Here is a 25,999-nt window from a genome sequence, read left to right as displayed (position 1 = left end):
TTCCAGTTTGCGCCGAACTCTGATTTACTGTTGGGGCACTGTTTCCTCTTTTGGTTCCATTCGTGGCTCCCGAAAGCGATTAGCGCCGGACTACGCCGATTTATTGGAGTAGCAAGAGCTTGAAAGAGAAACGAAAGTGAGTCACAGAAAAGAAACAGAGCAACAACGAAGATTGAACCAAGCGTCGCGCATCACGGAAAAGAAAACCCGCCAGGCGTAGACGACTGGCGGGCACTGATTTCAGCTGAATTTCTGTCCCATTCAGCTTCTGGGGAATGGCATGGCGCTCAGATCGCTCCACTACGACACCAAAATCTCTTTGAATCCACGCTGAGTTGTGGACCCGATCAATGAGCGACAGGACCCGTCGAGTAGAGCACTACATCTCCTGTGGAGATTCGTTACTTTTCCTGCGTCGGTGCAGGCAGTTCCGATTGAGTAGAGCGTTTCTTTGCATTGGCTTTGGAGCGCTCGTCTTCGGCTTTGCGATCATCTTCGGCGGCCTTATTCATTTTATAGTGAAGCTGCTTTTCCGGCGCCTTGCCGAAAGCCACCGGATCGATATAGAGCCCGACCTCTTGCGGTTTCTTGTCGACTTCCACTTCAATCCGATGTGCGTTGGCATATGCGTCCTTCCGGATGCCGGTCAACTGCCATGATACTTCGATATTTGGCTTGTCGGTCTTGATAGAGAAGCGGTTGCCGTTCAACTTTTCAGAGACGATTGCCTGAGCAAACTGACCGATGACAGTCAGCTGGTAGCAAAAATCGCGATTAAGTGCCGAGAACCAATCGGGCATGGTGACGGTCGCGTCGCCGTTGGCATCAGTAACAACATTGCCATCGTAAATATTTTTCATGTCGGGCGACTCAACAAAACTATGTTGGAGAAACTTGTTTTCGGGGTCCAGTGGATGATCGATGCGAAACGACCCCGCGGGCTTGATGAGCGTGCCCATAACTTCGAGAGTGCCATTGCAGGTAGTCCAGCCGTTAAAGTATCCAGCCCAGGCGCCGAAACCATCAAAATAACCGGCACTACCATATACACCATAGGTATTCGCGCCGGGCGTGCCGTTATGATATCCGTAACCTTTGACGCCGTAGCTGAACAAACCACCGCCGGCCGTGCCGCTGACACCGTAATTCGAGTTGCTGCCGGCATAGCCTTCGGCAATGCCACGGACTCCCGTATGGCTCCACTCGCTATAAGAAGGAACGACACCTCGCGCATAGACACCGTACCAACCACCGGTAAATTCTCCGCCGATACCGTAGCCATCGCTGGCAACAGCTTCTCCGCTTACTCCCTTAGCATCATGCGGTCCAATACCGCCATAAAATCCTCGGAGCCCAACCGCATCCGTCGTTGGATCGGCCGCTTGAAAGTGTCCACCCTGAAGTCCGCCATACGCCTGGACCGCCGTCTGTCCACTCACCCAATTGGTGACATATACATTTCCGAGGATTGTACCGCCAGCCGCACGATCAATCGATCCGACGCGCATAGCAGAAAGAGCGCTTGTCAGTCTGCGTCGCGGAAACAACTCCGGGTCAGTCCCGACCGTGATGCCTAAGAATACGCCCGATTCGCCAATAACCCAGTAGGGGAATGCCGACGTTTTTCCCAAATCGACGGTGAAGAGTCCGTCAATGCAAGTCACTTCGTGTGTTTCCTGCCAGCTGGGACTCACGCTGAGTGAATCCACGTATAGGGCAAACGTCACCTGATAGTCCCCGTCTAATGGCATTCCGGCAGCATCAGTCAGCCGTCCCTGGTAAGTCGTGGTAGTTTGACTGGCGGCATAGGATGGTGGATTCAGTGCGGCCAATATTAGCAACGCCAGCAGTACATACCTGAGCAAGTTCCAAGTTCTGTGGAAGGGGCACATGGGTTCTCCTCGCAAGTCTAGTTTCTCGATGATTCAATCGCTAAATCGCAGTAGTCGATTATGGAATATAAACTAAGAGTATCTATATTATACGAATTCTTGCTCTACGAGCAAGCAGGGAATCTCCAGAACTCGCGGATGCTAGCCGGTTCCGGAATGCCGCAAGCCGAAACTGAACGATCTGTGGTTCCTGACAACTATTGGAATTCGGATTGTGGCGGGCAAAGCGCCGATTCACGGGACTTTCTTAGACAAATTGAAGAACCCGCCAAGCGTCTACGTCTGGCGGGCACTGAACTGAACTGGATTCCGGCTGAAGTCTACCCCGCGTTTTAACGGGGCCGGAATGACACGGCTTACGCGACGGTGATGTCCTCGCAGAGGTAGACGTCCTGAATTGCGTTGAGCAATTCGACGCCTTCCTTCATCGGGCGCTGGAACGCCTTGCGACCCGAGATCAATCCCATGCCGCCGGCGCGTTTGTTGACGACGGCTGTCTTGACGGCATCCGCCAAGTCATTCTTGCCCGAAGCGCCGCCGGAGTTGATCAATCCCGCACGACCCATATAGCAATTGGCGACCTGATAACGCACCCAATCAATCGGGTTGTCGGTGGTCAGCGTTTCGTAGACTTTCTTGCTCCACTTGGAGTATGGCTTTCCGGCAGCCTTTTCAACAGCCGGGAAACCGCCGTTGTTTTCCGACATCTTCTGTTTGATGATGTCAGCCTGAATCGTCACACCGAGATGATTTGCCTGCGACGACAAGTCGGCGGAGGTATGGTAATCGGTATCGCCGATCTTGAAAGCAGAATTACGAGTATAACACCACAGCACGGTGGCAAGGCCAAGTTCGTGCGCCATCGTGAATGCTTGGGAGACTTCGATAATTTGGCGGCGCGATTCCGGTGAGCCGAAATAGATGGTTGCGCCAACAGCGGCAGCGCCCATGTTCCAGGCTTCCTTGATTGTGCCGAACATCACCTGATCGAATGCATTGGGATAGGTGAGGAACTCGTTGTGATTGATCTTGACGATGAACGGAATCTTGTGGGCATATTTGCGCGACATGATTCCGAGCACGCCATAGGTTGAAGCGACAGCATTGCAGCCGCCTTCAATGGCGAGTTCGATAATCTTCTCCGGGTCGAAGTAATCCGGGTTCGGTGCAAATGATGCGCCGGCGGAATGTTCGATGCCTTGATCGACCGGGAGAATCGACATAAAGCCGGTACCGGAGAGACGGCCATGCGTGAGCATCGCGCTCAAATTGCGAATGACATTGTTATTGCGATCCGAGAGCGAAAGGACGCGATCGACAAAATCGGGACCGGGCAGATGGACGCGATTTTTGGGGATGCCTTTGCATTTGTGCGTCAGCAGGGTTTTGGCATCCGGGCCAAGCAGCGATTCAATTTGTTTTAGATTCAGCGGCATGAGTTACCTCCATGTATGAAAACAATCAATCTTCATCCGAACAATGTTGCCGTTGCCGGCGACATTAGCTTATACCCTTAATCTATCGGCTAAAGAACAAGCCGGTCAATGGTGAAAATAGTGAAAGCGACAAGGCGCTCCAAGATTAAATCGTATCAGCGATTGCGCTCAATAACGACAATCGCGGTCGCTAAGGTAGTCGTGTGGCTCATCGACAGGTGGTAAGAGTAATCCTCGGCGCCAATGACCGACAAAGCGGGGACGCCGTCGGTTGACTGGGTGACTTCGATATCCTGCCAGCGGACAATGCGGATTCCGACCTGCGAAAGTGCCTTGAAAACGGCCTCTTTGGCGGCAAAGCGGACGGCATAGGAGGGAAAGGGATTGAGCTTAGAGGAACAGAATTCGATCTCCTGCTTGGTGAAAACACGCTGGAAAAAGGCTTCGCCGTGGCGTTGATAGGCGAGTTTCATGCGGTCGATGTCGAGCAAGTCGATACCTACACCGGAAACCGATTGGGGGAGGTTTGGAGTCATGACATACATATATAATGGTTATCGATTAGGGGCAAGGAAATAACGACGCCCACAAGGGGTCAGGCGTCAGTTGATGGAAGGTGTTGATGTGACAACGGGTTGACGGGAATCGGAAAGTGATACAAATTGCATGCCTGCTTGAACAATAATCAGTTTCTAACCAAAAGGTTATTGTGCGAATCAAGAACGAGCGTATATTCTTGCAGGTGTTAGAGAGGGGTTTATTTGAAAAATCTCTAACAACTCAATTATGAAGGTCGCCCCCAATTATGGTTGCGCGTCCTGCCGTGACCTCTCCCCTCAAGGATGAGTAGCGGGAGCAAAAAACTGTGGTGGCTTTAAAAGTCCTTTACCGTAACTGGATGAGGAGTTTTTTCAAATCTAAGGCTGATTTAACCCGGCCGCCCCTCTGACACCTATTTAATCGCATGCCGCCTGGCTGATGCGAAGTAATTGTAGAATCCAATTTCCGACAGTGGTAGCTGTAATCCCAAAGTAATCTTCTCGATGTCGAAGCCGGTGATATTGGCTTTGAAGCTGACCATGTGTATGAACACCGCGATCAACTGCGCGGCTGCAGCAACGGCAGTCGAATCCATATTCTTTTCGGCGCCCTTGATGACGATAATGCCGCCGTTGGCGTCGACCGTGAAGTGCTTGAGCACGGGATAGTGGTCGAGAAGCTGGTCCTTTGCCATACGGAGGACATCAGCGATCTCAAAGCGCGAAATCTGCCCCTGAAAATGCCCCAGCGCCAGATTGATTGCACGCGCAATCGCTCCGACATGCTCGACTGTGAAGTTGATCTGCCGGAGGTTTGGATTGGGCGAAGGCCGGCGCAGACTCGAGTCAAGGGTCGACAGGGAAGATTTGAGCACGAGATTGAGCGTGGTTGTGTTCAGATCTGGTTTGGCGATGATCAGCAGGGCAAAAGAGTCGCCATTGTGCAACCAAAGCCAGCCCTTATTGAACTTGGCTTTGACCTCTTTACCGTGATGGTAGTGCCCGCAGAATTGCACCAAACGGGTACACATGGCGTCGCCCTCAGTGGCGGAGAAACGGGCCGGCAGCAATTTGTGGAAGACGTTGGTTTGCTTCTCCCACAGGATAACGCCGGAGACGCCCATAACGCCGCGGATGGTCTCCATAATCTTGTTCATGCCGCCCTCGCAATTTTCCAGAGTGCATCGAGAACTTCGCGCTTGCGAACCTTGGAGTCGATCAGCGCCGCGAGATAGCCGCCCTTGTACGGAAGCAGCAACAAATCATGAGTGCCGAGATTGAGGATGCAATCTTCGCACTCGCCCATGTTGGTAGTCCGTGCAATGTCGAAGAGCACTTCGGTGAGATTGCCGATCATCTCAGCAATGAGTTCGGCCTCTTTGGTGACTTTTTGCATCGACACGAGTTTGCCTTCAGCAGTGAGAATGAAGGCGGTTTGGATTTCGGTAATACTTTTGATTTTTTCGAGCACTTCAGGTGAGTGCATCTGACTCGACTTCTCAGCGTTGGTACTCGAGTGGGCAACGAGGGTGGCGGCGTGTTCGTGTACCAGCGCAGTAACCTCGTTATGCTGTTTGTTGATTATCTCCTCGACGGTGCGCATTTCCTCGATGGAGTCGATCGACTTACCCCACGATTTTTGAATCTTGTGGATGACCTGACCGGAAATGCTGACCGCAGTTGCTACACGCGGCTCGGGGTATTTTGAGAATTCCGTCTGAATCTCAATTCGCAAGTTGCCATGATTGACAGCCGAGAGTCGGCCATTGGGTATGTAGTTAGCCATAGACTACCCCAATGCGCTCCGGCTGCAATCGGCTACCTATCCGGTATGTACGATGCAGTACCACAGTTAGATATATCGGCAATTGGCGCAGGCTTTGCATAGTTTGCGATCAGTTTTCCGCACAAAATGTTTCATTTTAAAATATGTTAAATTCTGAACCATTTCGATTCGACCCCGTATCTCAAAGTATTCAGTCCATCAGTTTGCTCTAAGTGTCAGAGCGGACAACTAACGCCCCGGCATGACAGGTCGCTGCGGCAGATAGAAGAGCCCAGGAAGGAAGCACATGCTGGATCAACAGCTGGTCGCGTTTACGATCGCATCGGTGATCATGGCGATCACCCCCGGAAACGATACAATCCTGACAATGAAAAACTCGCTGGCTGGGGGTAAGACCGCCGGTTTGGCGACGACTGCGGGCATAATCTGCGGATGCCTGGTGCATGCTTCGTTTTCGGCACTGGGAATCTCGATCATACTGGTGAAGTCAGCAGAGCTGTTTAATGCCGTGAAGATGCTCGGGGCTGCGTATCTGATCTTTCTCGGTGTGAAAGGTCTCTGGTCACTGTGGCGGTCAAGAGGTGAAGTTGAAGACGCGACGACAACAGTTGCTCGCAGCGGCAAGAGTGCACGACGCGCCTTTGTCGAAGGGTTGATGACAAATGTCCTCAATCCCAAAGTGGCAGTGTTCTACCTGTCGTTTCTTCCGCAATTCATCAGCCCCGGTGATGATGTCGTTTCGCGTTCGTTCCTGCTGGCAGGCATTCATCAACTTGTCGGGGCGATTTGGCTCGCCAGCCTCGTGGTATTTGTCACGCGGATGCGAGGAATTGTCACTCGCATGAGCATCAAGAGAAAATTGGAAGCCGCAACGAGCACAGTGTTAATCGCGTTCGGATTGAAACTCGCTTTGGAGAAGCGGTAATCATATCTATCAGGAAAATTCACATAGGAGTAGAGAATGTTCGGGATGAATCGGAAAATGATAACGAGAGTCATCGCGCTGATTGCGGTGATGATCTTGAGTGCGTCAATAGTGAAGGCGCGTGAGCTGCCGCCCATGGATCAACTGATTGCGGACGCACACGCTGCACATGAAGCTTGCCGCGAAGGCAAGAACGCGCATCAACATCAGTCGCAGATCGATGTGGCCAAGTTGCCGCGCGGCGGCACTGTCGATCAGGAGAAGTATGATGTCAAGTACTACGACCTCGACTTCAAGTTTGACCGCGCCAACGCGCTGTTGATCGGCAATGTCGCAATGACGGCGAATGTTACAGCGCCGCTTTCGGTCTGCGAGATCGACTTGTTCGGGATGCTGGTCGTCGACTCGATCATGCTCAACGGCGCCCCGGCGACATACAGTCGCGATTTTCTGACTATTAGAGTCAATTTGGATCGGACGTATCAGGCGGGGGAAAAATTTACGGTAAGAACTTTCTACCGTGCGAACGAAGAGGAAATTAACTTCTGGGGATTGCACTATACGGAATTTGATAACAAACCGATTATCGGAAACCTGTCGGAACCTTTTTATGCTCGTTCGTGGTGGCCCGGCAAGGATCATCCCAATGACAAGGCGGACTCGCTTGATTTCCACATCACTTATCCTTCGGAGTTGTTCTGCGCCTCCAATGGCACGATGATCAGCGATGTCGATAATCTCGACGGCTTCCGCACGACGCATTGGTCGGTGCGCTATCCGATTGCGACCTATCTGGTCAGTGTGGCGATTGCGGAGTTCGATCACTGGCGCGATTGGGCGCTTAAGACGGAAACGGATTCACTGCCGATCGACTACTGGGTGTATCCAGCGGTGACCAATATCGCCCAACAGACTTACCCGTATTCGGTAATTGCGATGGACACCCTGTCGCGCATATTCGGCGAGTATCCTTTCAAGAACGAGAAGTATGCGATGTCGTGTTTCATGTGGGGCGGCGCGATGGAGCACCAGACGAATACCTCGATGTCGCCGGGTACTGTCGGCAATGTGCTGATTATCGTTCACGAACTCGCACACCAATGGTGGGGCGATATGATCACCACGCGCGACTGGCACCACATCTGGCTCAACGAGGGGTTTGCGACCTATACGGAGGGTCTCTTTATCGAATCGCTGTTGGGCAAAGAAGAGTTGACCAACTACATGACCGGAATAGAATTCTTCAACAATGGTTCGGTCTATGTTTATGACACCACGCAATCGGGTAACATTCTCGATCTGATCGTTTATGACAAAGGCGCTTGGGTGCTGCACATGTTGCGAAATATGATCGGCGACGAAGCGTTTTTCGCTGGACTGCGCAACTACGGCGACTCACCGCTCAAATACGGCACAGCGGTGACGGAAGATTTTCAGGGCTATATGGAAGCCGCATCCGGAATGGACTTGGATTGGTTCTTCCAGCAGTGGATTTACGGCCACGGCAATCCCAACTATGTGTACAGCTGGCAATGCGTGCCAAGCGGCGACGGTTATCGACTCGATTTGATTATCGAGCAGATTCAGAACAACGCAGGGACATTCACGATGCCGATTCCAATGCGCTTTGAGACGGCAAACGGAAGTATCGACGATACACTCTGGAATGATAAGAAGTTTACGTTATATCAAATCGAATTGGCCGACTCCGTGACGGCGATCGCGTTCGACCCGGGTAACGTGGTGCTGGAAAATTCGGGCGCTGTGCCGTTCGCTCTGACGATGGTGTCGCGCGATTTGCCGGAAGGCACCGAGAACACGCCATACTACGAGGTGCTGGATGTAATCGGCGGAACGCCGCCATACAACTGGGCGTTTCTTGGCGGTGATTTGCCGTTCGGCACAAACTTCTCAGGCGGTGAGCAGGGAATCATCTCCGGTACGCCGACCTATCCAGCGTCTTACTACTTCACTTTGCGCGTGACAGATTCGGCGGTGCCGCCCGACACTGATCGAGTTTCTTTTGAGTTGATAATCAATGAGAAGATCAACTATGGCGATTGCAACAATGACGGGATACTCAATGTAGTGGATGCCGTGTATCTGGTGAACTATGTGTTTGGCGGTGGTCCGGTACCGATTCCGGCAGTTGCGGGTGACGCCAATTGCAGCGGCGGTGTGACGATTTCGGATGCGGTGTATCTGATACAGTTCTTGTTTAGCGGCGGACCGGCGCCGTGTTGAGCGGCCACATAAGGAAACACTCTCGCGGCTAAATGCCCTCACCCCTTGCCCCTCTCCCTAAAGAGGGAGAGGGGTAGGGCTTCTAATTCGAGTTTGGTTGCGAAAGGCAGACGAGGACGTCTGCCGCGCACGGAATCAATCACCCATGAACTGGACGTCGGCATTCCAGAAAATGATTCTATCGACGATTTCGGTGGCATAACAATTGGAACGGTATCGCTCGCACCATCCTGAGAGCGACGCATCGTATGTCGAGTCACAATCAAAGCGTTGAATTCGATATTGGTCGAGAGGGTACGATCCGTCCCATTCGCTGGTCATAACGGCAGATCCAACAGTGAGAGTTTCAAAGTGATCACGACTGCCATGAACTGCATTGCTGGAACAGTCGATCCAGATGAACTGAAGGGGAGTTGATGTGCATTCCAGAGTCGAGTCGTTGGAGGTGTCAAACGTGACTCGAAACAGCTCTGAGCCGTCCTGCAATAATGCACACTCTGGATGGCTCGACCCATTATTGACATCACTTACGGCAGCAAGCACGATCATCGCTTCACATTGAGAATCACAATGCTCGCCGTTTTCAAAAATCCGATAGGTGAAGTATTCCCAGCCGCATTCAAGTGGCGCAATTCCAAGCGATGCCGATATCGGTGTTAAGACCGCCGGATCGTAAGTGAACATCAATTGTACGCTTCCAAAATCGATTTCGCCACTCACCTTCACAACGGACACGTCAACGCGAGAACCGGGGGACAAGGGCTGGCCTGACTGCAGCAGGCGCAGCACGAATGGTTCGGTTCCAGTCGCCTCCACGGAGAATTCCTGCACGTCCTGTTCTTTGTGGTCAAGAAGTACCCGCACGCGAAAGCCATACGTCAATCCAGAGTCAGCTTCCTCCGGAGTGAACTCAAAAGAACCGTGTTGGTCGATTCCGAATACGCCAGAGGGCAATTGATCAACTGCCCAAACTTGCCAGACGTAGGTGTTGGCGCTGTCAGCATTGACCAACGAAAACTGGTGGCGAAAAGTGTGTGCGGTAGGAACTTGATTGAGCAGCGGCGGCAGAGTGCCGATTTGCAATTGCGGTTGATTGTCTTCAGTTGGATTGTCGTTGCAAGAGCAGGCAAACGCGACAACCAACGCCAGTGCGATTAATGAAAAGTAACGCATGGGCTTTTCCCCCGGGGATTGAAAAGTTGTAATTACATAATACGAAAGAGGACAATTATGTCAAGTATTGAATTGGCCCTCACATCCCTCCCAGAACAGGGAGAGGGGAAGAGCGATTGACGAGAGTCGAGATGTGGTGGTGATATACGAACGAACGGAACAGCGGGACGTCCGAATGAAAGGCGCCGGACCTACTTAGCTAATCTGCAGCAGCATTCTCAGCCTCTTTGCGGACTTTTGCGGCCTCCGACGTTGAATCCAGTCCTTGCGCATGGAGCATCTCTTTGAGTTGCTCATAGAACTTCAGGGCTTGTTCCTTCTTCCCTAAAGCCCTTGATACATAGGCGAGATTTCTCAATATCTCCCTGTACTGTCTTGAAGTCGCGTTTTCACGTGTCCCAAATAGCATTGAGAATTCCCATAAGAGCTGGTCAGCCTCCTCGTACAAACCAAGTGCAACAAGGCAAGTGCTCCGCATACTGACTGCATCCGCGGTTGACAGATGCTGACTTCCGTATTTTCGAACTGACAAGTTCATTAAGCGCGTTGTTAACGGTAGAGCAGCCTCAAAATTGCCCTGCTTCATATAGCAAACGGACAAAAACAGAAGCCCGTTCTCCACTTCCATACTTCTGGGTGGATAGATTCGTTCTCGCAGTTCAAGCGATCTGAGATAGAAATTGCACGCGCTGGAAATACTATCGAGTTCGTCAAGAAGAATCGCCTTCTGGAGATAAACATCCGCCCTGAGTGAATCGGATATGCTCTTGTCCGAAATTAAGAAGAGTGCATCCGAAAATGATGAATCCGCTTCGCCCAAATTACCTCGAGCTTTTAGGATATGGCTGCGACCAAATAACAACTTAATCTTGAAGTAGTTCGACTGCATGCCTGAACTATTCATGAACGCAAGAGCGGAGTCCAGCTGTGCCTCTGCAAGATCAAGATTCCCCTTCTGGAAACTTGATTCTGACTCCATCATTAACACACTTATGCGTGAAAGCTTGTCGTCTTCTGCCGACTTCTGGCAACTTTGGAAGAGAGGAATCAACAGGACGCACATCAACATCAATGTAGTCGATTTTTGCGCCATTGAAATAGTGGTGCTTACTCGGAACTTACCCTGGTAGTGTGATAGCATCGATTCTCCTTCACAACTCTATGGCTCACCTTAAGCGAAGCGCCGAGTGCGATTGCTTATACCAGGTGCATTATCAATTTGAGAGATTCAAAGCTAAGATGCCAGCGCCAAATTAACCCGATCAGGAGATATCGTGCTGCGGACGGGTACACACCCCGTCTCGACCATCCTCATTCTTCGGGTGGTCGAGCCACCGCTCTTCCCGCAAGCGGGATCTTCGACAAGAGGGGAATTGGTGGTGCTGGTTTAAGAGGATCCCACCCTGCGCTTCGCTCCGGGTGGGCTACCGATTCGATCAACAGCTCGTTAAAATCAAAACGGCAGGTGTTTCCACCTGCCGTTGACAAAACAGAATTCTACTGATTAACTCACTAACACTTATTAAAGCCGCAGCTACGGCAGGTGACACAGCCTGAGTCGTGTTCGAGGCGGGTGCCGCAATCGGGACATGATTCATGATACTGCGTAGCTTTGCCTTCATCGACACCGGCGCCAAAGTGCTTCTTGAGCACCATGCTGATGGCATCAGGAATCGACTTGATCAAGCTTGCCGTTCTGGTACAACGGCGACTCGCCGCCGATACCGGCCAACTGCTCGATGATTGCCGAGACCGGAACACCGGACCGCAAAGCGAGCGAGATAACGCGGCAGATGGCTTCCGTGTCGGCCATGGTCGACCAACCCGATTTGCCGATCTGCGCGAAGACCTCGAACGGTCTGCCGTTGTGGGTATTGATCGTGATGTAGAGATTGCCGTAACCGGTGCGGATACGCTCGGTGATGCCAACGAGCACATCGGGGCGATCCTGAATTTCCTTGGCATCTGCCATCGGAACGGACGGAGTCGGCACAGTCATCAAGACCGGCTGGGCGATTTCGATTTTCGGTTCATCCTTCTTCGCAGTCGGGTCCTGCGTCTTGCCGGTGGAGAGCACCTGCTGAGGACGGGAACCGTCGCGATAGATGGTGACGCCCTTACAGCCGAGTTCGTAGGCGTACCAGTAGGCGTCGAAGACATCCTGCTGAGTAGCGGAGTGATCCATGTTGATGGTCTTGGAGACGGAAGAGTCACAGCTCTTCTGGAAGACCGCCTGCATACGAATGTGATGATTCGGGGAGACGTCAGCAGAGGTGATAAACAATTCGCGAACATCGGCAGGGATCTCATCGAAATTCTGCAGCGAATTGTCGTTGGCGATTTTCTCCATCAGCTCTTGCGAATAGAAGCCGCGCTTGCGGGCGATTTCTTCAAAGAGTGGATTGACATCGACAAGCTTGGTGTTGTCCATGACATTGCGGACGAAAGAAATGGCGTAGTAGGGTTCGATACCTGACGAACAGCCGGCGATGATGGAAATCGTGCCGGTCGGTGCGATGGTCGTGACCGTGGCATTGCGCATGATGACGCCGTCTTTTTCAAAACGCGAATGCTCCCAATTCGGGAATTTGCCGCGAACGCGCGCCAATTCGGAGGAGTAGAAGTGGCCTTCAGAATTGATGAAGTCCATGACTTGCTCGCCGAGTTCGAAAGCCTTTTCGCTGTTGTACGGTACGCGCAGTTTGACCAGCATATCCGCCCAACCCATGACGCCGAGACCGATGCGGCGATTGCGTTTGGTCTGTTCTTCGATTTCCGGAATCGGATATTTGTTGGCGTCGATGATGTTGTCGAGGAAGTGGACGCAGTCGCGAACGAGTTTTCTGAGGCGTTCCCAATCGACTCCGCGAGCCGGGTCTACCTTGGCATTGTAGTCGCGCGGGAGATCATCAAAGACCATCGTGCCGAGATTGATCGAGCCGAGATTGCAGGAATCGTACGGCGGCAACGGCTGTTCACCGCAGGGGTTGGTGGCTTCAATGACTTCGTAGCCGGGATTCGGCGAGAGGTCGTTCATACGATCGATATAGACAATTCCCGGTTCACCGGTTTGCCAGGCGTGTTCGATGATGGTACTGAATACTTTGGTCGCAGACTTTGTAACGATTTGGCCGTTGATGGTGTACGGTTCGCCGGTACGCGGATTAAGCAACGCGTAGTCGCGGTTCTCTTTGACGGCGCGCATAAACTCATCAGTGATGGCGACGGAGATATTGAAGTTGGTGATTTGGGAGAGATCATCCTTGCAAGAGACAAATTCCTCGATATCAGGATGGTCGACACGCAAGATGCCCATATTGGCGCCACGGCGAGTTCCGCCCTGCTTCACCGCTTCAGTAGCGGCATTGAAGACTTTCATGAACGAAACCGGCCCTGAAGCCACACCGGAAGTCGAGGCAACCATCGAATTGCGGGGTCTAAGTCGCGAGAAGGAGAAACCGGTACCACCTCCGGATTTGTGAATCAGGGCAGCGTGCTTGATAGTCTCGAAGATTTCTTCCATCGAGTCGCCAACAGGGAGAACGAAACATGCCGATAGCTGTCCGAGCGGACGGCCGGCATTCATCAGGGTGGGAGAGTTCGGCACATATTCGAGATTGGCGATCATCTGGTAAAAAACTTCGGCAGTCTCCAGGACCTGTTCGTCGGTAGCTCCATAGTTTTTGTCCGGAAGCGCAACGGCATTGGCGACACGCCGGAACAACTGGTCGGGCGATTCGATGATGATTCCGTTGTCATCCTTGGCGAGATAGCGGCGTTCGAGTACGCGAAGAGCGTTCTCGGTTAGCGCTTTCTTCTGAAATCCTTGCATAGTTCTTCTCCCTCGTAGAACATTTTAGACCCATTCGAATGGTGAGAACGCCACCCGAAGCATTTACATGTTTAAGCTCCAACCTGTCAGTTGGAAATCACTTTTGACTTAACCTCGCACCCGGAGAGTCCGTCGAAACGGTTTCGTGCACGGGATGAACAGGTTATCGCCGAGGGCAAAAAGTGTCAAATATAAAAATTAAAAAAACACAACAGGTAGTGGTATCAATGAGTTATGCTACACAATATATACGTATTTGGGAATTTGTTAGCTAAGCGGAAATTGTCGATATTTCTAACCGATTGCTAAGAAATATCTTACAAAATCAAAATGGACTTCCTAGTCAGTGCAATCTGATTTTTCCTTTGGGAATTATGACTATTTTGCTGATGATATCGATTTTGACACCGTAAATATTGAACGAAACCGCACAGAGGAAATTGCCTTGACAATTCGACGGTGTGAGGACTAACTTGTATTTTGCGAGGAACAAGAGCTTGAGCCAAGACGAAAAAGAGCAACGCGAGGCCATCTGCGAAATCGGTAAATTGCTGTATAGCAAGGGGTTAATTGCTGGGATGGAAGGCAACATCTCTTGTCGGCTATCTTCCGGCGAGATTTTGATAACACCGGCCGGGGTCTGCAAGGGATACCTGAAACCGCAGCAGATCGCTTTAATCAGATCCGACAACAAGAACGGCAATGGCTCACCTGCGCCATCTTCGGAGTATCGCATCCACTTGACAGCATACAAACTCAGAAAAGACATCAATGCCGTCGTGCATGCGCATCCGAGTTACGCAACCGCGTTTGCAATTGCAGGAATGGATATCGAGGGCGAGGTGCTGCCGGAGTTTGTGGCGACATTTGGCGAGATTCCGCTGGTGCCCTATGCAGAACCGGGTTCGGTGGAGCTGGCGGAGACATTTGGATCGTATCTCAGCTCGAATCACACCTATCTGCTTGAAAGACACGGTTTGGTTTCGCTCGCGGATGATTTGTGGAAAGCGTTTTATCGTCTTGAGATGGCGGAGCATTGCGCGAAGTCACTGTATCTTGCCGAGCAGTTGTGGACATTGCGTGATTTGAACGATCAGCGTGATGATGAAGATTTCGACGAACTCGATGCGGAGATTCAGAATATGCCGTTCCCACGCGAACGCCGACGGAGAGAAAATTGAGAATTTCGGGACGAGTCGTTTTGTCCTCGGCAGAACGAGTACAGCGACTGCCAGCGCCTTTCTTAAGCGAGTTGCGCGACTTGCAGGCGGCGCTCGGGCGACGCGGTCGCGATGTGGTCGATCTGGGGCGTTACTCAATCAAGGTGCCTCTTGCCGGTGAAGCGACCGCTTCCAAGACAACTACGGCACAAATCAAAGACGTTTTCTCAGAGTATCTTCAGAAAGAACACGGCGTCGATATTGATCCGACGCGCGAGATGCTGATTCTACCCGGAGCGCGGGTGGCGCTGTTAATCTTGGCGGCGTACCTCGCGGACCAGGATACTGTATTCTATCTTCCCGATCCCGGCTACGAAGCCTACCGGGTACCGGCGCTGTTGTTCGGCGCCAAGATAGCGACCTATCCGCTGTATCATCGATCGGACTATCTTCCCAATCTTGAATCACTGAAAGAGCGTCCCGGCAAAATTTCGCGGGTGATGGTAGTCAATTCTCCGCACAATCCGACCGGCGCCGTGTGCGACACGGCATTCTATGAGCGGCTGCGCAAGATGGCTGCGACTGAGAATCTGCTGATTGTAGCGGATTCTTCGTATGCTCTTTCCTCGGCTGGAAAACTGCGCCCGGAGTTGTTTTGCGAGAACACCAGACGCCTTCGGGTAGGACTGGAGTTACTTAGTTTCTCTACCGGGCTCTGTGCGCCGCATATCAAGTTGACGGCTCTCGTCGGGAAGAAGACGCTGATTCAGCCGCTGGCGACGTTATCAAAGCAACTGAGTCTGGAACCGTCGGAAGCGACGGTCAACTCGGTGGCAGGGTATTTTGCATCTGCCAAAGTCTTGGAAGACCATATCAACGTGTGTCGCGAGGAAATCGGCAAACGGACCGCTGTAATTGTTGAACGTTTGAAGAGCGAGGGAATCGAGTTCTATCCCGTGTGTCATGCTGGATTCGTTTGGATTAAGCTCCGGCATCGGAGAGTATCGCTGAGTTTCGCGCGTTCGCTATTGCGTTTGCGCGGGATCATGGTTGCGCCAGGGTCGGCGTTTGGCGAGCAGGGCGAGGGCTGGATTCGCATCAGCGCGAATGTCGACAGCAGTACGCTTGGCAAGTCGATGGACGCGATTGTCAGGCATTATCAACCGATCCGTTCGCAGATCAAGAGGATTCGCCATGAATGATGTAATTCGACTTCAGAACATGATATTCTACGGCTATCACGGCGTCAGCGCTGCCGAGAAGGAAACGGGCCGGCGCTACGAAGTCGACTGCGAGCTGTTCTTGGATTTGACGGTACCGGGCAAAAGCGACAGACTCTCTGATACTGTCAACTATGCGGCTGTATATCAGGCGGTCGAAGATATCATGAACAACAAGCGATATTCGCTGATTGAGGCTATCGCCGAGGATATCGCGCAACAGATCTTGACCGATGCGCGTATCGAACAAGTAGTCGTGCGCGTGAGGAAGATGATTCCGCCGATTCCGGGAAATCTGGATCACATCGAAGTCGAATTGGAAAGAACGCGAGGCTGAGCATTTCGATATTTCTTTCCTGCGGCTCGAATTTGGGAGACCGCGCGGCAAACATCGATGAAGCACTGGCTTCGCTGACGCAGGATGGCGCAATCGAACTGCTTGGCCGCTCGGCGCTCTACTCGACGTCGCCGGTAGATTTGACCGATCAGCCGGAGTTTCTGAATAATGTCGTCGAGATTCGAACTCTGCTCACCGCCGAGGAATTGTTGGAAAAAACCCGTGCGGTTGAGACAAGACTTAATACAATGAAGAAAATTCCGAAGGGTCCACGAGTGATTGATATCGACATTCTCACGTATCACCTTCAGACAAGCAAGTCGGAGAATCTGCGGTTGCCGCATCCGTCGATTTGTCAACGGCGATTTGTCTTGGTGCCGCTTCTGGACGTAGCGCCGGATGCATTCTGTATTGTCGATCACAAGCCCTATCGCGAGTGTCTCAAAGCCATAACCGACAAAACCCAGTTGGTGGAACTGTATCATGGATGATCGTTTTTCGCACCTGCACTATGTAGCCGTAGATGGACCGATCGGTGTCGGCAAGACCACGTTCTGCAAGATACTCGCTGATCGAATCGGCGGGCATCTTGTGCTGGAAGAAGCGACGGAGAATCCGTTTTTGAAGGATTTCTACAAGGATCGCAAACGTTATGCGCTGCAGACGCAATTCTATTTCCTGCTGTCGCGATATCAGCAGCAGCGGGAGTTGGTCGAGTTTGATTTGTTCAAAAAGCGAATAGTCGCGGACTATACTTTCGAGAAAGATCTGATGTTTGCTTCGGTGAATCTGACGGAAGAAGAACTTGCGCTATACAAGCAGGTTGCGGACCTCTTGAAGAAAACGCTTCCGAAACCTGATCTGGTGGTGTTCTTGACGGCATCGATTGAGGTGCTGATTCAGCGGATCAAGCGGCGCAACATTACTTACGAACGCAACTTTGATTTGGAATATCTGACACAGGTGAGCGAGGCTTACAACTATCATTTTTTCCACTACAATCGGACACCGCTATTGGTGATCAAGACTGATCAATTGGATTTCGTGGAGAATTCACATCATCTCGAAGAGATTTTCAACCAGATCGCGGAGATGCGGCAAGGCACGCGTTATTTCACCCGCGGGGACCAATCGTTAGGAATCTAAATGACAAGTGTTCGTTCAAAAATTACAGCCACATCGTTTGGCGCCATGAAGAAGAAGGGCGAGAAGATCGTCTGGCTAACGTCTTATGACTATTATACCGCACGTGCGCTTGACCATGCCGGTGTCGATGGGCTACTGGTTGGCGACTCGGTCAATATGGTGCTATACGGGAAAAGCGATACCTTGTCGGCGACGATGGATATGATGTTGCGTCACACCGATGCCGTGGCACGCGGCGCACAGCACGCTCTGGTGATCGGGGATATGCCGTTCGGCGCCTACCAAAGTTCGGACGCTGATGCTGTCGCCAATGCTTGCAGGTTTCTATCTGAGGCTGGTGCAGGCGGTGTGAAGCTCGAGGGCGGAATTGAGATGGCGGTGCGGATCAAGAAGATTACCGAGTGCGGAATTCCGGTGTTTGGACATATCGGATTGACGCCGCAGTCGATCAACAAATTCGGCGGCTACAAGGTGCAAGGGAAGACCGATGCCGGGAAGAACTACCTGCTCGAATCGGCGCAGGCGCTCGAAGAAGCGGGGTGTTTCAGTATTGTGCTCGAAGCGATGAAGAGCGACATCGCGCAGGAGATCAGCAAGACGTTGACGATTCCGACGATCGGTATCGGTGCGGGGATCAACTGCGACGGACAGATCATGGTAGTCAATGATATTCTGGGAATGAATGATGATTTTGTGCCGAAGTTTGTCCGGCAATATATGAAACAAGGGGAATTGATTCAGGGAGCGGCGGCGAAGTTTGTGGCTGAGGTGCGCGGGGGCAAGTATCCTTCGGAGTCGGAGAGTTACGGGTAGGGGGGACACACCCCGTCTCGACCGCCTTCTCCGCCGCGGCGGATCAGTCGTTCGAGCCACCCCTATTCCCGCAAGCGGGATCTTCGACAAGAGGGGAATCAACTGGGCCATTGGTGCCGATTTTGTATACACTCCAGGACGATTGCTGCGGGTAACGGCGAAAACACACCGTCTCGATGGGGGAGTGCAGTCGCGCGGTCGACTTCAAAGAATAAGATATCACGAATCAGCTAAACACGCAAAAAGGGATTGACGGATAAATCACAGATTCACTATGGTTCAAAACGTAGAGTTAAAATTCCCCTCTTGAGAGGGGTGGATCGAGCCCGTGCTGGGTACAGGTAGTGACACTATGCACGATTTCAGACGAAGATTCCTGAACTCCTGTTGTTAGAAAACGGGCTCGAGACGGGGTGTGTTGAACGCAAACCGCCGACGGTTGACAGTGCGAAACAAGTTTATACCATACAATCCTCATCTCAAGGCAAGAGCGAGACGCTTACGAAGTGCCGGAAACTTGGCCGAAGCGCTGCTGTGGTTACAGTTGAAGGGCCGTCAAATGAAGGGGTACGACTTTCATCGCCAGAAACCGCTGGGCAAACACATTGTCGATTTCTACTGTCCTAAGTTGCTGCTCGCGATTGAGATTGACGGAGTCACGCACAGTGGTGTTGAAGCAGAATCAGCGGATCGAGAGCGACAAGCAGAGTTGGAATCTTTGGGCGTACATGTCGTACGATTTCTTGATAGTGACGTGCGCGAAAACATGACCGGAGTGATAGCTGCGATTAGTGATTGGATAGAGCGATACGGTTTGCAACGCGGCGGGTCTCGATAATGAAATCAGGCGAGCTCGTCGCAGAAGTGATTACGCACCGGTGGCACCCCCCCCCCGTTCCCGGGCGAGCCACCCCTCTCAAGAGGGGAATTGACATTGCTGATGCAGGCGATATTGTAGTGGTCTTAGTATCACTTCAGAGGGGAGAGGGTAATCGCACCACATTCAAGAGCGGGAAGTTGAATGCAGGTCTCGGAGTGAGACCTGCATTCTCATTTGGTGAGCGAAACTATTGTTCCGGGTAGGCCTTGGCGCGATACTTTTCGTGGAGCTGTTTGTGTTTGTTGTTCAAGTCGACTTTGCGGCCGCCGATGAAGGCGTGGACAACATTCTGCGTGATCGGGTCGAAGATGTCGCCATCAGAGACGACAATCGTGGCCTTCTTGCCGACCTCAAGCGAGCCAAGGTCCTTCTCGACGCCAAGAATTTCCGCTGACGACAGAGTGAGCGAACGCAGTGCAGTTTCGCGGTCGAGTCCGAATGCAACTGCTTGTGCTGCCTGGAACGGCAGCGAGCGGCTCGCCCAGGTTGAATAGTTGTGTGACAGGCAGAAGCGGACGCCGGCTTCCTTGAGAAGTCTCGGAAGTTTGAATGCGAGATCGTAGTCGTCATCCTCGCGCGTAGGCTGAGCCTGAGTGCGGCCAAGAATGACGGGGATATTGTGTTGTTTGAGCAGCGGCGCAATGCGATATGCCTCGGCGCCGCCAACAATAACGATACGGATATCCTGCTCCAGTGCAAACTTGACGGCTTCCTGAATCTGGCGCATATCGTTGGCATTGATGAAGACAGTTAGCTGTTTGTCAAAGACCGGAGCCATGGCTTCCCAACGCAAATCGGTCTGTGTCAACGTGCCGGCTTTCTTTGCTTTGGCGTAGGCTCGGGCGCTCTCGAAGGCATCGCGGAGCTTGAGACGGTTTTCCACCATGTCCTTTTTCTGATCTTCTGCGCTTTTGTCATACCACCAAGCCGTGATGATCGCGGCACTGGGCCAGTTGACGTGAAGGCCGACATTCATCCTCTCCATAGCGTCTTCTTTGGTCCAACCATCGAGATTAATCAGCGACGAGCGACCGCTAATGGTGCCGCCTTCGGGAGCGATGAGCGCGGTTAGAATACCGTTGGAGCGAACTGTAGGAGTTAGTTCGGAATCGGGGTTATACGCAATGTGGCTCTGAACCTCAGGTGTTATGTTGCCAACCTCGTTCTTGTCTAGTGTAGCACGGGCTTGATCAATTTCGGCGAGGCCGAGTGTTGAGGCGGCATCAATCAGGCCGGGGTAAACGCGTTTGCCGCTAACGTCAATGACTTCCGTATTCGCCGGAGCGGGGATGTTCTTGGCGACTTGGGTAATACGTCCATTTTCGAAAAGCAGGTCGGTTTGTGTCAATACACCGCCTGAGACAGTGTAGAGGTCGCCGCCTTTGAGGAGAATCGGGTGATCTTGCTTCTTGCCGGGAACGTAGAAGTTTGCCAATGCCATCGAGGAGACAAACAGCGCTAGTAGAATTGTGAGCTTTTTCATTATTCGTTCCTCCAGACATCGTGGACATCTTCGCAGTGCCATTCTCGTTCAGGTTTCTTGAATCCACCGCCGTCGCCGCGGTCTTTTTCACCACCACCACTCTTGAGAACTTTTTGGGTAAGAGCGCTCTTCTCGGCGAGGATGGCGGCGCGCATAAGTGAGTCTTGCGCAAGGCTGAAGTAGTTGCATCCTTCGATCCAAGTTTGCTCGACCATGGAATAGGTCGAAAGGGGGTTGCCGTTCCAGATTACGAAGTCGGCGTCTTTACCGGCTTTGATACTACCGACAAAAGCATCGACCTTGAGTTGGATTGCCGGATTGATTGTGACAAGCTTGATAGCTTCCTCGGGGCTAAGTCCACCGTAAAGGATGGTTTTGCCTGCTTCTTGATTCAGGCGACGCGCCATTTCGCCGTCGTCGGAATTGATGCCGGTGACAACGCCCTTCTCGACCATGAGTGCAGCGTTGAAGGGGATGGCATCATAGACTTCGAACTTATATGCCCACCAGTCGGAAAAGCAGCCGGCGGTAGCGCCGTGTTCGCGCATTTCGTCAGCGACCTTGAACCCTTCGAGGATATGAGTGAAAGTCTGCACGCGAAAACCGAGTTCTTCGGCGAGGCGCATCAGCATTAGGATTTCCGTCTGATGATACGAATGACAGTGGATGAACATTTTGGAGTTCATGATGTCTGACAGCGCATCGAGTTGGATATCGCGACGCGGCGAGATTGTCTTGAGTTTGTCAGCGCCGCTAAGAGCGTTGTATTTTTTCCAGGCGTCGTCATATTCGCGAGCGGTAATGAAGGCGTCCTTCATGATTGTCTCGACGCCCATGCGAGTTTGCGGATAGCGGATAACTTGGCGGTCGCCCCAGTTGGACTGCTTGACGTTTTCGCCGAGTGCGAATTTGATCGATGGCGGTGCAGGTGTGTATTTCAGCCCGTCGGCATCGCTGCCCCAACGATGTTTGATGACCTGTGCCTGGCCGCCAATGGCATTGGCGGAACCGTGCAGGAGCTGGGACATTGTCACACCGCCGGCAAGGGTGCGGTAGATGCTGATATCTTCGGGGTTGAGGACATCGCCGATGCGAACCTCGGACGTGACAGAGTGACTGCCTTCGTTAACACCGCGGGCGATGGCGATATGCGAGTGCTCGTCGATTATTCCGGCGGTTACGTGTTTGCCGGTGCCGTCAATTACCAATGCGCCTGCTGGAGCAGTGAGGTTCTTGCCGACTGCAGAAAACTTGCCGTCGACTATCAACACATCGGTTGCTTCGAGGATTCCCGAATCTTCGGAAGTCCAGACGGTAGCATTGCGAATCAGCACATTTTGACGCGCCGGACGCTCGGACAAGCCATAAGAGCGATTCGGATAAGTGAGCTTCGATACGATAACAGTGTCGGGTTCGTCGGATTCTTTCTTGTCGCGTTTGCCTTTGCCGTTTTCGTCGGACTTGGCAGAGTCGGCTTCTTCGGAATACTCAGACTGAAACGATGCCGACCAAGATATGGTACGACCATCGGGCAAAGCGCAGTTTCCGGAGAAGCTGCGATCTGCGCGGAGTCCGGAGAAGCGCAATACGCCTTCGTATCCGGCAGTATCGAGTTCGACGGTGAATTGGAGTTGATCGCCGTCGGTGTCGAGATCGCCGAGTTTCTTCTTGGCACCGCCGATTACCAACGTTCCAGTTGGACTGGCGAGTTTTCCTGCGAGGCGCATTTCCCAGGAGTTGTTCTGCAATGATAGCTTGTAGTTGCCGCGAACATCGGATTTCGGCGGCGATTTGAGGCGGTTTTCCTTACCGGCAATCCAGACCGAGTAGATGGCGGCGTCCTCATCGAAGAGATCGTGACTGAGGATGATGAAGTTGGCAAGTTTGCCGGTTTCGAGCGTGCCGGTCTTGTCGGCCACGCCGCAAAGCTTCGCAGGAACTGTGGTCAATGCAGCAAGCGCGGTCTGTTTCGTCAGGCCATACTTGATTGCGGTGCGGAGATTCTTGAGCAGTTGACTGCGGTCTTTGAGCTTGGTGGTGGTAAAAGCGAATTCAATCTTGCCTTGTTCAAGAACTGCCGGATTGCGCGGTGCGCGCTCCCAATGGCGCAGATCGGCAAGGGAGACGTCGAGAGCGTCCTCGGCGGTTTTGACATAGGGTGCTTTCGGGAAGTTCAGCGGAAGGATGATTGATGCGCCGGTAGCTTTTACCTGCGGGAGAATTTGATACTCGAATCCGCTGCCGAGATAGATCTGATTGATGCCAAACTCTTTGGCGATTTTGTCGGCGCGCAGAAGCGAAAGTTCATCCTCGGGATCGAAGATTACGCCATCAGTTTTGATACCGGTCAATGCAGCAAGCGAGAGATTGGTTTCGATCGCAGTTTGCGTTGGATTGCGACGCAATGACTCCTGTGCCTTGGCGTACCAGTCGGCATCATAAAGGGTCTGACGAATCAGGGCGATACTGCCCATTTGCGAACTTGGATATTCCTGCCGCGAAGAACCCTTGTTAAATGACACGAACTGACGTGCGTATGGGACGAGCACTTGATCATTGGGGAGTCCGTCGTTGAGCAGTGCTACGTAGCCGCGACCGCGGAAGACACCATCAAGACGGCAAGCTTGAGCGACAGCGTAACCGGCTTCCATGAAGTCCTTGGCGTCGCCGGCGTTTGGCTGGAAGTCAGTAATCCAATTGAACTCAGAGAGAATAGCATCATTCCAGGAGTCGACACCGACGCGACGACCTTCATATTGAGGAGCGCCACCACGATCGGGGCGCGAAGGAGGAGCTTTTTCGAGTCCGTATTCGCTGTATGGTTCAATGAATGCCGGGTAGATGAAGTTGCCGTCGAGATCGACAATCTCTGCATCAGCGGGAATAGTCACATTGATGCCGACAGCCGCGACTTTGCCGTCGCGAATCAGAAGCGTTGCCTTTTCGTAGGTCAAGGTGGGCGAGACGACAATGGTAGCGTTTGTGAAGGCGACGAGAGCGGTGCCTTTGTCGCGAATGCCGTATTCGGGTGTTGATTTCTTGAATTGTGGCGCGCTGATCACTTGACTGAATGCGGCGATTGATAGGAAAGTGATTAGTGTAAGCGTCGCTCGTGCGGCGCGCTTAAGACGGTACATAAGGCAAAGCTCCTATGGTCACATGTGCGGCGCCCCGGCTATTAATTGAGTAATAAGTAACCTTTTAATAATCAAAAAGTTCGCTTCGGGCAATCATATTTTGGCCGGCTATTGGTTGAGACGGTCGTCCCAGACGACGATGCGGTAGAGGCTGTCAGCGGCAGAACGACGGAATTTGAATTCAGCGAGCCCTACGGCCTCGAAGAACTGATAGCCGAAGTCGCCGTCGAGGTCTTTGACGGAGAGGTTGAAATAGACGCGATAGACCTCCCAGACCTCGTCATTGGGGAACTCCTGTCGTTCAAAGACCGGTACCCACGTCTCGAGCTTGATTTCGTCGAAGAGCCGGAATAGTCGCTCGGTGCGAGCCAGGTCCCCTGAGGGACCATTGAGGGGGATTTCGACCTGTTCAATTTGGCCGGTGCGATCCTGATCGATGTAGCGGAAAACGAACTGCTCATCGAGACAGTTTTCATAGACATCAATGTCGCGGTGCTCGTAGGCATACTTGAGGTTGTGCAGTACCGAGTCAGGCGCGGTTTGGCGCACGATCGGAACCAGCCGCGAAGGTCCAACAACAGCCGGAGCAAAGGGGTTTTCGCAGGCGGCGATGAAGAGCATCACAATGAGAATTGCGGCAATTCTAACGATAGGCATTTTTGAACTCCGCCCACGAATTAGATTGAGCATCGGCGTGGAGGTCCTGCCAGCGCCGCAACGACCAGAAGTTGAAAGTGCTTTCAACGATATCGAAATCGGGCGATGCCGTGGAAGTTGTCTTTGACGGTGCCGAGAGTATCGGTGACGCTGAGAGTATAACTGCGGATGATGGTAGCTGTCGTATCGAGTAGAATGTCGGGTTGGTCCAATAGCAATCCGAATTGAATCGTGATGCGCTGGTTCGCCTTGTTGGCATTGAACTCGCTGAACATTTTCTGCGTCAAGGTGACTTCGCGGGAGAAGTCCCAGACGGTGTCACCGGGGGTGACTTCAATGAAATCAAAGGTGAAGACAAACGCTGAGTCGAGACATTGGATGAAATTACCAATGACCAATTCGGAGTAGGATAGGCGCAAGTTTTCAAGAACGATCTGTGGCGCAGTCGGAGGAATTAACGTGCCCGGTTTGGTGGTTGGAAGTTCATTGTCGCGAGTAGAGAAGGGATCCTTGGCGCATGAACCGATAGCGACAATTGCGAATAGCAAAATCAACACGTTGCGTAATTTCACAATTGCCTCTTGACGCTAATGGTGAACAAGTCGTAGTCCTGACTGCGTTGTTGGGTATAGTCCTGAACGCGGCGTTCAAGCTTGCATTCGACATACGAGTTGGAAGACAGCGTCCATTGTAGTTCAAAACCGATCAGCTTGCGGCTCAGCTCATCGCGTTTTTCACGTTGACCAAGAACGTCTTCGTCATCGAAAAGATGATCATAAGACGACTGAATCTCATAGGAAGCGTAGGGATAGAATCGGAAGAACTGCCAGGGACGGTACTCGACGCCGAAGCGAGGGCGATGGGTGCGACGATCCCAACTCACCTGCTGTTTCCATTGGTCTTCCCACAGAAGGCGGCCAAAGTCTTCGTAGCGATAGCTGTACTCGAAGATGAGGTCGGTGCGCGGAGAGATGCTGACCGTGACATTGTTAATGAAATTGGCGCGGCGATAGAGAGTATTGCGCTGGCTGATAGCGTCTTTTTCGTATTCGTAGTAAGAATAGTTGGCGTGCATTTGATAGTTCTGTTGAATTCGAATCGCTGGGTACGGCTGCCAGATGAGCGTCGGGTTGATGATGTAGACATTGTTGATATTGTTGTTCGCCGAAAGCTCGCCGGAAATGTAGATCGTGTGAAAGCCGCGATAGCTGCCGTCGATTGAGCCAGTGAAGAAGTCGTTGAACTTGTGGACGACTCGGGCTGAAGCGACCTTGGTTGAGCGGTCGCGGTCGGAAAAGAAGGATGAGGTCGAGGGCGCATAATAGGACGTGACGCCGAT

20 protein-coding genes and 2 pseudogenes are annotated in these 25,999 nt (G+C 52.3%); 11 read left to right on the top strand and 11 right to left on the bottom strand.

Features of this window, described 5'->3' with window-relative positions; translation table 11 throughout:
• Positions 1-401 precede the first annotated feature (401 nt).
• Positions 402-1,832: a hypothetical protein gene (locus tag IPH59_14065; protein ID MBK7092823.1), complete on the bottom strand. Its 1,431-nt coding sequence runs from the start codon at positions 1,830-1,832 to the stop codon at positions 402-404.
• A 120-nt stretch (positions 1,833-1,952) separates the two neighbouring features.
• Here IPH59_14065 and IPH59_14060 point away from each other — a divergent pair, with 120 nt between their 5' ends.
• Positions 1,953-2,228, top strand: coding sequence for a hypothetical protein (locus tag IPH59_14060; GenBank protein MBK7092822.1), 276 nt, complete (start codon positions 1,953-1,955; stop codon positions 2,226-2,228).
• Between the two features lie 20 nt (positions 2,229-2,248).
• Here the strand turns inward: IPH59_14060 and IPH59_14055 are convergent, their stop codons facing one another.
• The 4 genes from IPH59_14055 to IPH59_14040 all read right to left on the bottom strand — a co-directional run bounded on the left by IPH59_14055 (position 2,249) and on the right by IPH59_14040 (position 5,653).
• The gene (locus IPH59_14055) at positions 2,249-3,328 is read right to left on the bottom strand and encodes a class I fructose-bisphosphate aldolase (GenBank protein MBK7092821.1); all 1,080 of its coding nucleotides are present in this window, start codon (positions 3,326-3,328) and stop codon (positions 2,249-2,251) included.
• A 155-nt stretch (positions 3,329-3,483) separates the two neighbouring features.
• Positions 3,484-3,864, bottom strand: a complete 381-nt coding sequence (gene acpS / locus IPH59_14050) for a holo-ACP synthase (GenBank protein ID MBK7092820.1) — start codon at positions 3,862-3,864, stop codon at positions 3,484-3,486.
• Between the two features lie 416 nt (positions 3,865-4,280).
• Positions 4,281-5,024: a hypothetical protein gene (locus IPH59_14045; GenBank protein ID MBK7092819.1), complete on the bottom strand. Its 744-nt coding sequence runs from the start codon at positions 5,022-5,024 to the stop codon at positions 4,281-4,283.
• Positions 5,021-5,653 (bottom strand): hypothetical protein, encoded by a 633-nt coding sequence (locus tag IPH59_14040; protein MBK7092818.1) that lies wholly within the window; start codon positions 5,651-5,653, stop codon positions 5,021-5,023. The genes IPH59_14045 and IPH59_14040 overlap by 4 nt, the downstream gene beginning before the upstream one ends.
• Before the next feature lie 286 nt (positions 5,654-5,939).
• On the opposite strand from IPH59_14040, the gene IPH59_14035 reads away from it, so the two are divergent.
• Together IPH59_14035 and IPH59_14030 are read left to right on the top strand one after the other, a co-directional pair.
• Positions 5,940-6,578, top strand: coding sequence for a LysE family translocator (locus IPH59_14035; GenBank protein ID MBK7092817.1), 639 nt, complete (start codon positions 5,940-5,942; stop codon positions 6,576-6,578).
• 57 nt (positions 6,579-6,635) lie between these two features.
• Positions 6,636-8,822, top strand: coding sequence for a hypothetical protein (locus IPH59_14030; protein MBK7092816.1), 2,187 nt, complete (start codon positions 6,636-6,638; stop codon positions 8,820-8,822).
• 135 nt (positions 8,823-8,957) lie between these two features.
• Here the strand turns inward: IPH59_14030 and IPH59_14025 are convergent, their stop codons facing one another.
• From IPH59_14025 to IPH59_14015, 3 genes and pseudogenes are all read right to left on the bottom strand, one after another.
• Entirely contained in the window at positions 8,958-9,995 is a 1,038-nt protein-coding gene (locus IPH59_14025) for a hypothetical protein (protein ID MBK7092815.1), read from the bottom strand.
• A 199-nt stretch (positions 9,996-10,194) separates the two neighbouring features.
• Entirely contained in the window at positions 10,195-11,136 is a 942-nt protein-coding gene (locus IPH59_14020) for a tetratricopeptide repeat protein (GenBank protein MBK7092814.1), read from the bottom strand.
• A gap of 371 nt (positions 11,137-11,507) precedes the next feature.
• A pseudogene (locus tag IPH59_14015) lies at positions 11,508-13,827 on the bottom strand (vitamin B12-dependent ribonucleotide reductase).
• A 497-nt stretch (positions 13,828-14,324) separates the two neighbouring features.
• Between IPH59_14015 and IPH59_14010 the strand changes: the two are divergent.
• The 7 genes from IPH59_14010 to IPH59_13980 all read left to right on the top strand — a co-directional run bounded on the left by IPH59_14010 (position 14,325) and on the right by IPH59_13980 (position 19,341).
• The gene (locus IPH59_14010) at positions 14,325-15,008 is read left to right on the top strand and encodes a class II aldolase/adducin family protein (GenBank protein ID MBK7092813.1); all 684 of its coding nucleotides are present in this window, start codon (positions 14,325-14,327) and stop codon (positions 15,006-15,008) included.
• The gene (locus IPH59_14005) at positions 15,005-16,189 is read left to right on the top strand and encodes an aminotransferase class I/II-fold pyridoxal phosphate-dependent enzyme (protein ID MBK7092812.1); all 1,185 of its coding nucleotides are present in this window, start codon (positions 15,005-15,007) and stop codon (positions 16,187-16,189) included. Before IPH59_14010 ends, IPH59_14005 begins: the two co-directional genes overlap by 4 nt.
• Positions 16,182-16,544 carry a dihydroneopterin aldolase gene (gene folB, locus IPH59_14000; GenBank protein MBK7092811.1) on the top strand — a complete coding sequence of 121 codons (363 nt, stop codon included), beginning with the start codon at positions 16,182-16,184 and terminating at the stop codon, positions 16,542-16,544. Before IPH59_14005 ends, folB begins: the two co-directional genes overlap by 8 nt.
• 32 nt (positions 16,545-16,576) lie before the next feature.
• Positions 16,577-17,035, top strand: a complete 459-nt coding sequence (folK, locus tag IPH59_13995) for a 2-amino-4-hydroxy-6-hydroxymethyldihydropteridine diphosphokinase (GenBank protein ID MBK7092810.1) — start codon at positions 16,577-16,579, stop codon at positions 17,033-17,035.
• The gene (locus IPH59_13990) at positions 17,028-17,690 is read left to right on the top strand and encodes a deoxynucleoside kinase (protein ID MBK7092809.1); all 663 of its coding nucleotides are present in this window, start codon (positions 17,028-17,030) and stop codon (positions 17,688-17,690) included. Before folK ends, IPH59_13990 begins: the two co-directional genes overlap by 8 nt.
• The gene (panB, locus tag IPH59_13985; protein MBK7092808.1) at positions 17,691-18,503 is read left to right on the top strand and encodes a 3-methyl-2-oxobutanoate hydroxymethyltransferase; all 813 of its coding nucleotides are present in this window, start codon (positions 17,691-17,693) and stop codon (positions 18,501-18,503) included.
• 445 nt (positions 18,504-18,948) lie between these two features.
• Entirely contained in the window at positions 18,949-19,341 is a 393-nt protein-coding gene (locus IPH59_13980; protein MBK7092807.1) for a DUF559 domain-containing protein, read from the top strand.
• A 229-nt stretch (positions 19,342-19,570) separates the two neighbouring features.
• Here the strand turns inward: IPH59_13980 and IPH59_13975 are convergent, their stop codons facing one another.
• Together IPH59_13975 and IPH59_13970 are read right to left on the bottom strand one after the other, a co-directional pair.
• Positions 19,571-20,866 (bottom strand): amidohydrolase family protein, encoded by a 1,296-nt coding sequence (locus IPH59_13975; protein ID MBK7092806.1) that lies wholly within the window; start codon positions 20,864-20,866, stop codon positions 19,571-19,573.
• Positions 20,866-24,003 carry an amidohydrolase family protein gene (locus IPH59_13970; GenBank protein MBK7092805.1) on the bottom strand — a complete coding sequence of 1,046 codons (3,138 nt, stop codon included), beginning with the start codon at positions 24,001-24,003 and terminating at the stop codon, positions 20,866-20,868. The genes IPH59_13975 and IPH59_13970 overlap by 1 nt, the downstream gene beginning before the upstream one ends.
• A 407-nt stretch (positions 24,004-24,410) precedes the next feature.
• Between IPH59_13970 and IPH59_13965 the strand changes: the two are divergent.
• Positions 24,411-24,515, top strand: a pseudogene (locus IPH59_13965) (hypothetical protein).
• 228 nt (positions 24,516-24,743) lie between these two features.
• Here IPH59_13965 and IPH59_13960 read toward each other — a convergent pair.
• Positions 24,744-25,232, bottom strand: coding sequence for a hypothetical protein (locus IPH59_13960; protein ID MBK7092804.1), 489 nt, complete (start codon positions 25,230-25,232; stop codon positions 24,744-24,746).
• Positions 25,233-25,999 lie beyond the last annotated feature (767 nt).

The sequence above is a fragment of the bacterium genome, from assembly GCA_016708315.1.
In the GTDB taxonomy this organism is placed as follows: Bacteria; Zixibacteria; MSB-5A5; order CAIYYT01; family CAIYYT01; genus JADJGC01.
This window is presented reverse-complemented; position numbering and strand designations above follow the sequence as displayed.

Bases quoted from the DNA above. Each gene is read 5' to 3' on its own strand.
- IPH59_14060 (MBK7092822.1), top strand. From the start codon at position 1,953: ATGGAATATAAACTAAGAGTATCTATATTATACGAATTCTTGCTCTAC.
- IPH59_14055 (MBK7092821.1), bottom strand. From the start codon at position 3,328: ATGCCGCTGAATCTAAAACAAATTGAATCGCTGCTTGGCCCGGATGCC.
- acpS (MBK7092820.1), bottom strand. From the start codon at position 3,864: ATGACTCCAAACCTCCCCCAATCGGTTTCCGGTGTAGGTATCGACTTG.
- IPH59_14045 (MBK7092819.1), bottom strand. From the start codon at position 5,024: ATGAACAAGATTATGGAGACCATCCGCGGCGTTATGGGCGTCTCCGGC.
- IPH59_14040 (MBK7092818.1), bottom strand. From the start codon at position 5,653: ATGGCTAACTACATACCCAATGGCCGACTCTCGGCTGTCAATCATGGC.
- IPH59_14035 (MBK7092817.1), top strand. From the start codon at position 5,940: ATGCTGGATCAACAGCTGGTCGCGTTTACGATCGCATCGGTGATCATG.
- IPH59_14030 (MBK7092816.1), top strand. From the start codon at position 6,636: ATGATAACGAGAGTCATCGCGCTGATTGCGGTGATGATCTTGAGTGCG.
- IPH59_14025 (MBK7092815.1), bottom strand. From the start codon at position 9,995: ATGCGTTACTTTTCATTAATCGCACTGGCGTTGGTTGTCGCGTTTGCC.
- IPH59_14020 (MBK7092814.1), bottom strand. From the start codon at position 11,136: ATGCTATCACACTACCAGGGTAAGTTCCGAGTAAGCACCACTATTTCA.
- folB (MBK7092811.1), top strand. From the start codon at position 16,182: ATGAATGATGTAATTCGACTTCAGAACATGATATTCTACGGCTATCAC.
- IPH59_13990 (MBK7092809.1), top strand. From the start codon at position 17,028: ATGGATGATCGTTTTTCGCACCTGCACTATGTAGCCGTAGATGGACCG.
- panB (MBK7092808.1), top strand. From the start codon at position 17,691: ATGACAAGTGTTCGTTCAAAAATTACAGCCACATCGTTTGGCGCCATG.
- IPH59_13975 (MBK7092806.1), bottom strand. From the start codon at position 20,866: ATGAAAAAGCTCACAATTCTACTAGCGCTGTTTGTCTCCTCGATGGCA.
- IPH59_13970 (MBK7092805.1), bottom strand. From the start codon at position 24,003: ATGTACCGTCTTAAGCGCGCCGCACGAGCGACGCTTACACTAATCACT.